Annotated in this window: 12 protein-coding genes; 4 read left to right on the forward strand and 8 right to left on the reverse strand. The window is 41.6% G+C overall.

The features are described 5' to 3' along the window. Nucleotides 1–64: 64 nt before the first annotated feature. The 4 genes from leuC to AC6HZ4_RS25725 all read left to right on the forward strand — a co-directional run bounded on the left by leuC (nt 65) and on the right by AC6HZ4_RS25725 (nt 3995). A complete protein-coding gene (gene leuC, locus AC6HZ4_RS25710; RefSeq protein WP_497492717.1) occupies nt 65–1465 on the forward strand; it encodes a 3-isopropylmalate dehydratase large subunit in 1401 nt (466 codons plus the stop codon). Beyond that, a complete protein-coding gene (gene leuD / locus AC6HZ4_RS25715) occupies nt 1462–2049 on the forward strand; it encodes a 3-isopropylmalate dehydratase small subunit (protein ID WP_497492718.1) in 588 nt (195 codons plus the stop codon). The genes leuC and leuD overlap by 4 nt, the downstream gene beginning before the upstream one ends. Nucleotides 2050–2242: 193 nt before the next feature. Beyond that, on the forward strand, nt 2243–2575 hold the full coding sequence (locus AC6HZ4_RS25720; protein WP_497492719.1) for a LytR/AlgR family response regulator transcription factor: 333 nt from the start codon (nt 2243–2245) through the stop codon (nt 2573–2575). 496 nt (nt 2576–3071) lie between these two features. Next, the gene (locus tag AC6HZ4_RS25725; protein ID WP_497492721.1) at nt 3072–3995 is read left to right on the forward strand and encodes an AEC family transporter; all 924 of its coding nucleotides are present in this window, start codon (nt 3072–3074) and stop codon (nt 3993–3995) included. A 91-nt stretch (nt 3996–4086) separates the two neighbouring features. On the opposite strand, the gene AC6HZ4_RS25730 is transcribed toward AC6HZ4_RS25725, so the two are convergent. From AC6HZ4_RS25730 to AC6HZ4_RS25765, 8 genes are all read right to left on the reverse strand, one after another. Continuing rightward, on the reverse strand, nt 4087–5445 hold the full coding sequence (locus AC6HZ4_RS25730; RefSeq protein ID WP_497492722.1) for a flavin monoamine oxidase family protein: 1359 nt from the start codon (nt 5443–5445) through the stop codon (nt 4087–4089). A 207-nt stretch (nt 5446–5652) separates the two neighbouring features. Next, nucleotides 5653–6261, reverse strand: coding sequence for a hypothetical protein (locus AC6HZ4_RS25735; protein WP_497492723.1), 609 nt, complete (start codon nt 6259–6261; stop codon nt 5653–5655). 112 nt (nt 6262–6373) lie between these two features. Further along, nucleotides 6374–6607 carry a thioredoxin family protein gene (locus AC6HZ4_RS25740; RefSeq protein WP_497492724.1) on the reverse strand — a complete coding sequence of 78 codons (234 nt, stop codon included), beginning with the start codon at nt 6605–6607 and terminating at the stop codon, nt 6374–6376. Beyond that, nucleotides 6600–7025 carry a MerR family transcriptional regulator gene (locus tag AC6HZ4_RS25745; protein ID WP_497492726.1) on the reverse strand — a complete coding sequence of 142 codons (426 nt, stop codon included), beginning with the start codon at nt 7023–7025 and terminating at the stop codon, nt 6600–6602. The genes AC6HZ4_RS25740 and AC6HZ4_RS25745 overlap by 8 nt, the downstream gene beginning before the upstream one ends. 231 nt (nt 7026–7256) lie before the next feature. Beyond that, nucleotides 7257–8234: an ABC transporter substrate-binding protein gene (locus AC6HZ4_RS25750; RefSeq protein ID WP_497492727.1), complete on the reverse strand. Its 978-nt coding sequence runs from the start codon at nt 8232–8234 to the stop codon at nt 7257–7259. A 116-nt stretch (nt 8235–8350) separates the two neighbouring features. Then, nucleotides 8351–9361, reverse strand: a complete 1011-nt coding sequence (locus AC6HZ4_RS25755; RefSeq protein ID WP_497492728.1) for a FecCD family ABC transporter permease — start codon at nt 9359–9361, stop codon at nt 8351–8353. Beyond that, a complete protein-coding gene (locus AC6HZ4_RS25760; RefSeq protein WP_497492730.1) occupies nt 9361–10398 on the reverse strand; it encodes a FecCD family ABC transporter permease in 1038 nt (345 codons plus the stop codon). The genes AC6HZ4_RS25755 and AC6HZ4_RS25760 overlap by 1 nt, the downstream gene beginning before the upstream one ends. Before the next feature lie 1035 nt (nt 10399–11433). Next, nucleotides 11434–12213: a TIM barrel protein gene (locus AC6HZ4_RS25765; RefSeq protein ID WP_497492732.1), complete on the reverse strand. Its 780-nt coding sequence runs from the start codon at nt 12211–12213 to the stop codon at nt 11434–11436. Nucleotides 12214–12575 lie beyond the last annotated feature (362 nt).

Below are 12575 nucleotides of genomic sequence, written 5' to 3' on the forward strand. Positions count from 1 at the left end.
TTGTAAAGATTTTTTGCTATTAATGTTAAGAATTTATAAAAAAGTAGAGGGAGAGGGGATCATTATGAATAGTCCAAAGACGCTTTTTGATAAGGTGTGGGAAAAAAATCTAGTCCGCAGCCGAAGTGGGGAACCGGATTTACTCTATGTAGATTTTCATTTGATGCACGAAGTTACATCGCCTCATGCATTTAATATGTTAAGACAAATGGGAAGAAAAGTGAGAAGACCGGATTTAACTGTTGCTACAATGGACCACCAGGTTCCAACTACGAATCTTGGTCAACCTGTAAAAGACCCAATTGCTGCAGAACAAATGAATGCATTACATAAGAACAGTGAAGAATTTGGTATTCAAATGTTCCCATGGGGAACCAGCGGACAGGGAATTGTCCATGTAATCGGCCCAGAAAGAGGATTGACTCAGCCTGGAATGGTGATTGTATGCGGAGATTCACATACATCTACTCATGGCGCATTTGGTGCCTTGGCTTTTGGAATTGGCATTAGTGAGGTTGCCCATGTTTTAGCTACACAAACATTGCCGCAGCGAAAGCCTAAAACGATGGCGGTTACCGTTGAAGGAAAACTGCCTAAAGATGTAACTGCAAAAGACTTAATTTTAGGAATACTACAAAAAATAGGTACTGATGGCGGAGTAGGACATGTAATTGAGTACCGCGGGGAAGCGATTCGCTCTCTTTCTATGGAAGGCAGAATGACTGTATGTAACATGACGATTGAAGGCGGTGCCCGTGCAGGAATGATAGCACCGGATGAAGCTACCTTTAATTATCTAAAAGGAAGACCAAATGCGCCTAAAGGCGAAGAATGGGATAAGGCAGTAGAGGCTTGGAGCAAGCTCTATTCTGATGAAGGAGCAGTGTTTGATAAAGAGGTAATTATAGATGCTTCTGAACTAAAGCCATTTACAACTTGGGGTACAACGCCTGCCCAATCTATTACAATAGATGACCGAGTGCCGGTTCCTAAGGACGCAACAGAAGAAAGAGCTTTAGAATATATGGGACTTAAGCCAGGCATGAGAATGAAAGATCTTGAAGTGGATGCAGTATTTATCGGTTCCTGTACAAATGCTAGAATCGAAGATTTAAGAGCGGCAGCTGATATTGTGAAAGGCCATAAGGTTAAAGAAGGGGTACGTGCAATTGTAGTGCCTGGCTCTATGAATGTGAAACAACAGGCTGAGGATGAAGGATTAGCTGCTGTATTTGAGGATGCTGGTTTTGAATGGCGTGCTGCCGGCTGTTCCATGTGTGTAGGAATGAATGAAGATGTCCTTGAAGCAGGACAACGATGTGCTTCAACCAGCAATAGAAATTTTGAGGGAAGACAAGGAAAAGGTGCCAGAACTCACTTAGTTAGCCCAGCAGTTGCAGCTGCTACCGCGATTATGGGACGCTTTGCATCTTTACAGGATCTAAATAAGGAGGTTGTCCAATGAAAGCCGTTAAACAGGTTAAAGGAAAAGCACTGCCGTTAGGTTTCTCAAATGTCGATACAGACCAAATTGCCCCAAGTGATGCGATGAAATTTTCAAAACGCGCCAACTTCAGCGACTTCTTGTTTAGAGATTGGCGTGAAAATCCTGATTTTCTTCTAAATAAGCCGGAGTATAAAGATTCCGTTATTATACTAGCTGGTGAAAATTTCGGCTGCGGCTCAAGCCGGGAACATGCTCCTTGGGCACTGCAGGATTATGGATTTCAGGTGATTGTAGCCCCTTCCTTTGGAGATATCTTTAAAACGAATTGCTCCAAGGTTGGTCTAGTTACAGTTGAATTATCTGATGCTACCATAAAAGAGCTAATCGAAGTAGTTAAGGAAAATCCATATATCGAATTGAGTGTCGATGTTGAAAATAGAAAATTAAGCTGCGGCAGCTTTGAAATAGACTTTGAATTAGATGAGTTTACGCGTTATCGCTTAATCAATGGTTTAGATGACATCGGTTTAACTTTACGTGATGAAGAATTGATTACTAGCTACGAAGAATCAAGACCAAGCTATTTGCCTAGAATGAATTAAGAAAAGCGGACACGGTCCGCCCTGCTCCTGAAGGAGACAGTTCTCCGTACAATGAGGCTCCTTTTGCCTCGGCGGGCGGGGATCTTTCTCCACCGGGAGCAGACCGTGGAGGCTAGACAAAGCCTTGGCAGGCTGTACTTTCTTATCTCTTAAAATAAATTCGGTAAATTAATTTGGGAATGGGGTGATTGAATTGGCAGTTTCTGTTGTTTCAAATAAAATGGTTATTGTAAAGAGAGGGCAGGTCCTGTTCATTCCTTTGGATGAAGTGTACTACATAGAAAGATTAAATCAGTGCTCCTTTATAAAATGCAAAGAAAATCAAGTATCGGTCAGGGTACCTTTAAAAAAACTAGAAGAGCTACTGCCGAGTAATTTTTTAAGGGCGCACCGCTCATTTATTATTAATAAATCTTCTCTAAAAGAATTAGTGAAGCAGGATGAAAATAATTATGAAGCAATATTCCGTGATAAAAAGGAAACTGCTCTCGTTTCAAAAGAATATTTTAATAACTTTTTATTATAGTAAGAAAATACAAACAACTAACTGCTAGAATATACAAAACGAATGGACGGCTTTTGACAGGCGGTATTTCTTTATTTGAAAGGCTGCTATACGCATGGACCAATGACAGATGCGCTGAACCCCAAACGACCGCGGCGGCGGGTATATATCAAACACTATCGAACCGGCAGATTATCGGGTCTGACCATATCGTACTCTCCGGATGCGCCTCGCCGGTTTACACTGAAGCAGGAACAACGCCTACGCGGCATCGCGTTGCATCAGACACCGGAAGACGCCGATTCCAAAACGGAAAACTTGTGTTCCCGCCGCCGTATAGCCCGGATTTGAATCTGATTGAAGGGTTATGAAAATGGTTGAAATGATCCATCACATGCTTTAGGCAGCTGCCCGAAAAGGAGTTCCTTCACGAAGTGAACAAATATACCTATCGATCGTCTATGTCTTAAACTACATGGATTCGTTTTACGCAGCTGTAGAAAGGACGGTATAAATTATGTTTCAGACAGTTTTTTCTACCCTATATCAGATTATTATCCCGCTTTCCATACCAGTCATTTGCGGGGCAATCCTTAAGATTTTTAAGAACCTCGATACAAAACCCTTAATAACGATTTACCTGTATGTTTTAAGCCCAGCAATCATTTTGAATACCTTAACCACAGCAGAGATCTCCATCAATGAAATCTATCAGACTGTTACTTTTAGCATTTTAAATATTATTCTTCTTTGGGCAGTTGCTAAATCTTTTGGTAAAATCATAAAATTGCCCTCTCCTGAGAATGCTGCACTCACCTTGGTTTCCACATTAACAAATAGCGTTAATTATGGACTCCCGCTTGTGCTGCTGGCATTTGGAGAAATTGGGCTGGAAAAGGCATCGGTTTATGTCGTTGCCCAAATGATTATTGTGAATACAATAGGCGTATACTTTGCAGCACGTTCACAATTTTCAATAACAAATGCTATGAAAGCAATCTTTTCGCTTCCTGCTATTTACGCAGTGTTAATAGCTATTTTCCTTCGCCTATTCGACCTCCAATTTCCGCATTCCGTTAAACAGGGGGTTTCAATGGTTGCTTCGGCTTATTCTCCAATCGTACTGGCTATATTAGGCGCCCAAATGGCAAGTGTTAAAGTCAACGGATTGAAGCGCGAGGGGCAGCTGGCATTTTTGACGGGGCTGTTTATCCGATTGATTGTATCGCCATTTATAGCATTATTCTGTTTATATATTTTAAATATAAACGGCACGCTCTTTTTAGTTCTTTTTATTTTGGCGTGTATGCCTGTGGCAGTGAATGCCGGCATTTTAGCGGAGAAATTTAGTGCATCCTCAAGCATTGTCTCTAACTGTATTGTTTGGACGACACTTGCCTCTTTTATCATTTTGCCGATACTTATTGTGCTAATTAAATAGAATTAACGCCATATTCATATTTTTAGTTTACGAACTCTCTAACAGCTGCTTTGAAATCAATTGAACTGCCCGCCGCCTGCCCGCTAATACGCTAGCGGGCAGGCGGCGGGTCAGTTGAATTCAGCTCATCAAATACTTCCTTTGCCGCGCGTTCCCCTGATTGCACAGCGCCCTCCATATAGAACTTCCATTCATCTGCTGTTTCCGTACTGGCCCAATGGATCGGCCCAATCGGCCTTCGCAGCCATTCTCCAAAGGAGGTAATAATCCCGGGCGGAAAATGAGCAGAATATCCCCCTCGAATCCATGGCTCTTCCGCCCAATCCTTTTCATAAAACTCGATCGGCTGACTGGCTTTTGGACCAAACAGGCAACCCATGTCCTCTAAAATGATTTGCCTTCGACCGTGCTTTTCAAGCCTCGCTAATTCCCTCGCATATCTTCCCCCGGAGAGAACCGTCAAAACTCCCCTTTTCCCATCATCCGGCGAACTATCTGCAACAAACCGGACTAAACCTCTGCCGCATTCTACAACACCGTTTAAACCCTCCTCCCGCCAAAAAGGCTTTTCATAAATAAGCACCATTTTTATAATGGATGATTGGCCGATTTTCTGCGTCATTAAATCGCGTCCCGCTGGAAGAGGCGGATTATATTCAATGCGGTCACTAACGCTTGGCGGAACAGCAACAATGACCTTCTTCGCCTTCCAAGCCTGCTTTTCAGAAAAAACAAGCACACCATCTTTGCTGTATTCAATCTTTTTAACCGGTGTACTTACGTATATGTTATCCTTCATTGCATCTGCCATCTTTAAAGCAAGTGTCTGTGCCCCCTCTGAAAACCACTCTTCCTCCGCTGTTAAACTCCTTTGAAAACCGCCGTTCGTTTTTAAGCCCCATAAGAAATCCAAAGCTGACGGCTCATAAGGCTCCACACACATCACCTCTGCAAATCGACGAAAAAAAGCTCTTCCTTCCTCTGTAGACATATTGCTTTGAATCCAAGCATCTAGCGTGTATGTATCGATTTCCTTTGCCAAAGGTGATTTCCATATTTCCTGCTTAGGCAATCCCTTTACCAGGCTTTCCATTTTACGCTTGAGCTGGGATAAATCAGAAAGACCCTCAGGTGAAAGGGGAGGATCTTCTCCTTCCATCCTCTTTATCGTTCCTCCTAGATGGTAGGTTGTTTTTCCTTCGGTATAAGTGCCCACAAGAGGCAAGCCAAATTCTTTAGCGAGAGACTTCATCCGACTGTGATAGCGTCCGATCCACTGTGCCCCAAGATCAACCGTTACACCATCCTTCGTTTGAAAGCTATACACGCGCCCGCCTACACGGTCCATCGCTTCTATTACGGCTACATTTATTTTTCTCTTTGTTAATTCCCAAGCAGCAGAAAGTCCCGCAAACCCGGCACCAACAATGACCACATCCGTTTCTTTCATAAAATCCCTCCCCTCTTTATCGTTTTATATTTATAGAAGCATTCTTTTGAATATAATTATTACCATTAATTTACCTGTTTTGACCCATTTTTCATACATCGTTACTCAAATTTGAGACCCGTCAATTAAAAGCTAAAGATGCCGCGTTGTACAACGCGGCATGATCGGCGAAAGACAGCTATTGGTACAGCAATAACATTCCCTGCCTTAAAGCCTGTGACTTTCTGAACTTCGTTTGAAGACACTAGTATCTCGCTTAAAAACGGGTAAACTTATCCAAACAAACCCGGCTCCTGTAATCGCAGCACCAATCACAGTAATAAGAGGCTCTGCATCTCCCGCAGCACTGCCCGCTGCGAAAACAATGGTTCCTACTATTAAAAGAACTCCTCCCCAAAAGGGTAATTTCTTATTTTTAGCTATGGAAGCACCGAATAGTATCATTCCAATCACAAACATAAGAGACCCTATTGTACGGATCATATTAGGAACGGCTAGTTCAAATATTGGTACAATATTAACTCCTGATGCACCTGCGATCTCTATCAAAACAACAGCTGAAACGAATATAGTTCCGAGTACACCGAATAACATGCCTAAAATACCTAATACACCGTTACCTTCTCCTTGGGCATGATACAGACCTATAAAGGCAAATACCAGCAGGACATGAGCAGCAAAAACGAAGCTATTTCCTAATACAGTACCGTACTCTGCTTCGCTAAACAGGTTAATCAGATGCGCCAAAGCTAATAATATACCCGAAATAAACGAACTTAGTCCGCCAGTTCTCTTTAAAATATGTGAAGAAGACATGACCTTCCCTCCTATTTTCCCCTATTCATACTTTGTGAAATAGTGAAGACATTCCCTTTCCCCACCATATCTTCCCTTCATCCATGGCTTTAGCATCATGCAGGAATAAACCTCATTTTGTTCCTTTCAGCTTCGTAAGATCAATGACTTTTCCATCGATCGCTACAGCGGGGATCGCTTGAATTCCATATGCTTTAGATTTTTGTTCCCCTTCGGCAGTAGAATTGCTTCTATTTAAATCATACACGACGACTTCACAATGCCGGCAAGCTAGCTGCTTTACTTGCTTCACTACACCATCACACAAATAACTGCCAGCCGTAAAAACCTCGATTTTTTTAGCCAATATGAATCTCTCCCTCTGTTAGTTTTTTAAGGATAGGACACTGTTCCTTTGAAAGCGGATGCTCCGAGGGCGGGCGTACAGCGACTAATTCTAATAATGACTGAAGCTTGATTAATTGCTGGATTTTTTCTTCAATTTCCTTATGCTTTTTGACTGCAAATTGATGCATTTCCTCTGTTGGAAGGGCTCCTTCTCCCTTACATATAGATAACAGATGTTTAATTTCTTCAAGAGTAAAGCCTAAATCCTGTGCCCTTTTAATGAATTTAATGTCTTCAACCGTTTGGGAAGAAAACATTCTGTAGCCGGCTTCCGTTCGAGGCGGCTTACATATAAGTCCCCGCTTTTCGTAATAACGTACCGTGGCAATATTCACGTTCGTTTCCTTTGCTACTTGGCTCATCGTTAGTCCTGTCATAATCTCCCTCCCCTTCCTTATTATGAACCCTGTACCTTGGTACAGAGTCAATACTGTTTTGAATTTTTTAACGTTAAGTTAACAGTAAAGGGATTTGAAGAGCCACGGACTATGTATATGCATTTTGAAATGCCTTTTTCCCTTCTAATAAGAAAATGGCAGAGAACACAAAAAACTGCATGGACAGACGCTAATAAATACGCCTGCCCATGCAGCTAGAAAATACTCTTCTTATTGCTTAACACCCATTTTCTCAAGCACGATATCAATGGACTTATCATGAATATACGGATAATCGCTGATGACCCACTCAGGAACGATATAAACCTGGTTTTTCTTTACAGCTTCTAAGCTATTCCAGATCGGGCTTTGCTTCAATTCCTCATATTTCTTTTCCGCCTCTTTATCGCCGCCCTTTACCGGAGCACCAATTTGCAGAAAAATATAATCCGGGTTGAGCTCATGCAGCTTCTCCATAGACATAGCTTCAAACTTCTTGATAGACTCCACCTCAGGAAGCGGCTTCAATCCTAAATCCTTAGAAAGGGTAGATCCAAGAAACTGATTAGGACCATGAATTCTATATTCTTTTGGCATCACTCGCATATAAAGTGCCGTTTCATCTTTTCCAACCTTTTGTGCAAGCTTTTGCTTTGCCTGTTCCGCCTTTTTATCATACTGGGCCAACCATTCATTCGCTTCCTGCCTCTTGCCTAATGCCTCCCCTAACTCAACGAATGCAGCGCGCCAATCATCAGGCATTGGCAAAATAATAGTAGGAGCAATTTTCGTTAATTCATCGTAAATCTGGGCATCTGGCTCCCGGCCAATAATCAAATCTGGCTCAGCCTCCAAAATAGCTTCGAGATTCGGTTCATCCCCTAGATTTTTGACATCTTTTAAGGGATTTCCATCCAAGTACTCCAGGTTCGTTTCACCCATGTAGCTTGTCATAGCGTAGGGCTTAATACCGAGCGCTAACAGAGAATCAGCAAGCCGATAATCTAACACGGCAATCTTCTTAGGCTCACCTTCAATCGTTGTCTCCCCTTTCAGATGTTTGATCACCCGTTTTCCTTCATCCGCATTCGCACTTGATTCCTTCGCCGCTGCGCTTTGGTCTTGGGCAGAACCGCAGCCGGCAAGAAGCAGTACACTCATCAGTATGAAGGCCAATAAACCAAATACATTTTTTCGTGAAGCAACCATGCCATCTTCCTCCTTCTGTCTACATACACCAATGTTCTAAGTAAAAGCTTCTATATAATAATGAAAGAACAGGATTACACAAGCGCTACCCCCATGCATTCGCTCCTCTAATCACTTTAATCCTTGGATCGTGCCAATAAATAAAGAAAGTAAGGCGCCCCAATTGCAGAAACAACAATTCCTGTCGGGATTTCCGTAGGCTGCAAAAGAACGCGTGCAAAAATATCAGCTACCAATAAGAGCAATCCGCCAATGAAAGCCGAGGCAGGAAGCACAAACTGGTATCTAGGACCAACCAATCTGCGTGCTAGATGCGGACCTATCAAGCCCAAAAAGCCAATACCTCCCCCAACCGCAACACAGGCTCCTGCCAACCCAACCGCAGCAATAAGCAAGACAAGCCGCTCTCTGTCTACAGAAGCCCCTAGGCCCCTCGCAGTCTGCTCCCCCAAAGTCAATATATTTAAAACCCTGGATTTATAAATCGCAAATGGAATCAATATGAGAATCCATGGCAGCAAAGCGAGTACAAATTTCCAATTCGCACCCCAAATGCTCCCTGTCAGCCAGATCGTAGCATACTCAAACTTTCCTTGATCCATTCTGGTCGTTAACACAAGCATTGTAGCGGCAATCCCTGCCCCCACGGCAATTCCAACCAGTAGCAAGCTCTGCGGGGAAACCCCTGCCCCTTTCTTATAGGCAAGAGCATAAATAAGCGCGGCAGCAGCCCCTGCCCCAACTAAAGCCAGAAACGGCAATAATAAAATAGGAGCAGCCTGCTTACTGGAAAAGAATGAAATAAACAATACAACGGCCAAACCCGCCCCCGCGTTAATGCCAAGTATACTCGGATCGGCTAAACTATTACGGGAAACCCCCTGCAGAATAGCACCCGATACCGCAAGACCAGCCCCTACTAATATAGCAATCACAATTCTGGGAAGCCGGAAATTAAATAGAATCAAGCTCTGTTTTTCCGTTCCTGCACCAACGAGTGTTTGCAGCACATCAATCGGAGCAAGACGGGAATATCCTGTATTCATGCTAACCATAAAAGCAACTACAATAAGCAGGCCTAACACAAGCAAAACAAGGATAAAATTCGTGATAGCTCTCTGCCCCATTACAGCTCCCTCCTTTCCTTACGGGCCAAATAAAGAAAGAACGGAATCCCGATTAAAGCTGTAATGGCGCCTACCGGCGTCTCAAAGGGAGCATTAATCATTCTTGCCCCCATATCAGCCAAAACAAGCAGCAAACCGCCTAAAAGAGCCGAACAAGGAATCACCCATCGATAATCTACACCAACAAGAAATCGGGCAATATGCGGAACCACAAGCCCAATAAAACCGATCGGTCCCACCACAGCTACAGCTGCACCGGCAAGGATAAACACAATCGCAGTGCCCATCAATTGAATCCATTTCGTCTTCTGCCCAAGCCCGGTTGCAATCTCTTCCCCTAAACTAAGAAGAGTAATTGAACGTGACAGGATGCATGCCCCGATCACCCCGCCAATCATCCACGGTGCAATCAATTTGATGTGATACCACTTTACCCCTCCCATTCCTCCTGCATACCAAAAGGCAATATCTTGAGAGATATGATAATAAATCGCAATTCCGGCACTTAATGAACTAAGCAAAGCGGATAAAGCCGCACCAGCGAGAACCAGCCTGGCAGGATTAGTCCTGCCCTTATGCATCGAACCAATCCCATATACAATCCCTGCGCTAACAGCCGCTCCAACGAAAGAAAAAACAATAACATACTGATACGAAAGGCCCGGATAAAAGGCCAACACAACAGCTAATGCAAAAGCCGCCCCCGCATTGATCCCCATCAATCCCGGACTCGCCAGCACATTGCGCGTCATTCCCTGCATAATAGCACCAGCCACCGCAAAACAGCTGCCAACCATCGCACCTGCCAAAGCACGCGGCAGCCGCAACTCTTGAATAATCTGATGCTCAGTCACATCAGGATTAAAATGGAAAACAGCTTCCCATACCGTTCGAAAATCAATATGGACTGCTCCTATCGAAACGGAACCAATCAAGCCCACAATCAGAAGCAGCGCGCTACCAAGAAGGACCTGCGCAGCTAAAACCGGCCTGCTCTTTACTTTGACTGCCTGCTCTTGTTGTGCTTGAATATCCATTCCTATCGTCTTCCTTCGCTATATTTTGATTTTGAGAATCATTATCAACATTAAATAAAAAAATAAATCATTCTACTGAAAATGATTATCAATATTATTCACATAAAGTATAATAGATTACCAATCTAAAATAGTCAATACGATTAATTAGATTTTCCCCATTATTTTGTTAATCGCCTTCTTATCAAATACACATAAAAATTAGTAAATCAATAACTCCCCCCAATTCCATAAATACATTTATTTAAATAGGGGTTTAATTGCTGCTTCCTATATTTTGGACTCTTACGCATATTTGTTGAAACAACTAAAGGGAGTTCAACCAAAACAACATCGTTCGTCTTTTACCTAAACCCATTTGAAAACGATTGCAAAAAACACTCTAAATATCCCTAATCACATACAATTTTTATGTTAGCGATTACAATTGTTGACTAAAATGGTAATTTTTATTAACATAATAACGACATATATATTTACCATATTATTCACAAATTACCAATAAGGCGGTGACAGAAAATGCCAATTTTATACTTAAAAAAGATTTGGACCCCATTGGAATTATTTGGTATACGCATTTTTAAAGAACGAGAAGCAGGAAAATATTATTATAAGAAGCAGGGACATCGTCTAAAGCATATATAAAAAGCCTTATAATAGAAATTCCATATCGAACAATATCTCGTTCACTTAAACAAAAACAGGGTTAAATAGACTTCACGTCAAACGGCAAGATTGTCTAACATATACTGATAATATCTTTATTCTTTTCTTACGACAAAAAACAAAAAAACAGAATAGACAGATGCTAAAAAATACATCTGTCTATTCTGTTTTTTCTCATACAATTAATCTACAATGCCAATTCCAGGCGGATGCAATGATGTCTTCTAAAGAGTCTCTGTCTTCCATCCAAACCCTTCAGGCAAATTAATATAAAGGAACGATAATCTACCGCCTATGAGATTGGATAATAGAGAAAATCTGATAGAAGCAGATCATCCCATAATTTCAGCTTGACGTTCTATTTTTCTCTTAAATGTGGTTAAAGTAATTTGCACTTAGAATCATAGGAGTACAGTCACTATGACTTGAAGACTCTAAATCTATCTCAAAAATGAAATCCTTATCCTTAACATAAGGCTTCACCATTCCCCAATCAATTCTTCCCTTACCGAGCGGCAAGGCATCATGGCTTATACCCATACTATCTACCAGGTGAAAATATCTCGCGAAGATATGAAAGCTTTCTAAATGCTCCTGTAATCTTTTATTGTCTCCTCTTAATGCTATAAAAGAATGGCTTACATCAATAGTCAAAGACAAATTCAATGGTTCTACAATTTCCGAAAGCAGAAATGGATTTTCAGCTGAGAATATTCCCCGTGTTGTATCCTCCCAAAGAAAAGATTCACTACAAATCTGTAATACCTTTTCAATTCGTTTTCTCATTTCCTTTCGCATAACCGGGCTTCGATAATCGCTATATTCTGAGGACTCATATTGACAATGAATTACACACTTAATATCTTCCTGTTTGCAAATCGACGCTAAAACGCTGCAGGACCAGTCATAATGATCACGCATATCCTGACTTGAACTAATAATATCTAAGAATTGTTCCTTGTGGGTCATGGGATGATGCATATACACACGAACACCTTTAGACTTTAACAGCCGTATACATTGCATAATCCTTTCGGGCCGGTATAAGTCGTCCTCAACCAAATGCAGTTCAATAATTTCAGGATTGTATTGCATTCTATCCTCAACCTGGTCAGCATGCAGCCCCGTTTTCAAACGAACGTAATTCATCCTTCCACCTCTCCCCTTCTAAACATTTTATCTCCTTTTTGTGAATCCTTAGAACATATTGTATTAACATCACGTTAAAGTTACGGATGCTATTAGTTTAATTAGCCAAATTTAACTCATTTGTTTGTAGCAATCATTTTTTAATCGGTAATTCATCAAAAGGTTTCACGATATCCTCCACCAAGTTATTTTAAGACTACAGTACTTTAAATAAGAATCCTTGTAAGAAAACTTTACCATTTAGTTGTAGAGATAACGGGTATTCTATATATTTTAGAGGACTTTTTTGGTTGTGTTGCTATAACGTTTTACAAATCCTTATCATTAACTAAATAATTTGATGCACCAACGCATCCCTAAGG

Source organism: Ectobacillus sp. OTK, assembly GCF_059698935.1.

Excerpts from the sequence above, each read along its gene's own strand:
- leuC (WP_497492717.1), top strand. The coding sequence starts at position 65 with ATGAATAGTCCAAAGACGCTTTTTGATAAGGTGTGGGAAAAAAATCTA.
- leuD (WP_497492718.1), top strand. The coding sequence starts at position 1,462 with ATGAAAGCCGTTAAACAGGTTAAAGGAAAAGCACTGCCGTTAGGTTTC.
- AC6HZ4_RS25725 (WP_497492721.1), top strand. The coding sequence starts at position 3,072 with ATGTTTCAGACAGTTTTTTCTACCCTATATCAGATTATTATCCCGCTT.
- AC6HZ4_RS25730 (WP_497492722.1), bottom strand. The coding sequence starts at position 5,445 with ATGAAAGAAACGGATGTGGTCATTGTTGGTGCCGGGTTTGCGGGACTT.
- AC6HZ4_RS25735 (WP_497492723.1), bottom strand. The coding sequence starts at position 6,261 with ATGTCTTCTTCACATATTTTAAAGAGAACTGGCGGACTAAGTTCGTTT.
- AC6HZ4_RS25745 (WP_497492726.1), bottom strand. The coding sequence starts at position 7,025 with ATGACAGGACTAACGATGAGCCAAGTAGCAAAGGAAACGAACGTGAAT.
- AC6HZ4_RS25750 (WP_497492727.1), bottom strand. The coding sequence starts at position 8,234 with ATGGTTGCTTCACGAAAAAATGTATTTGGTTTATTGGCCTTCATACTG.
- AC6HZ4_RS25755 (WP_497492728.1), bottom strand. The coding sequence starts at position 9,361 with ATGGGGCAGAGAGCTATCACGAATTTTATCCTTGTTTTGCTTGTGTTA.
- AC6HZ4_RS25760 (WP_497492730.1), bottom strand. The coding sequence starts at position 10,398 with ATGGATATTCAAGCACAACAAGAGCAGGCAGTCAAAGTAAAGAGCAGG.
- AC6HZ4_RS25765 (WP_497492732.1), bottom strand. The coding sequence starts at position 12,213 with ATGAATTACGTTCGTTTGAAAACGGGGCTGCATGCTGACCAGGTTGAG.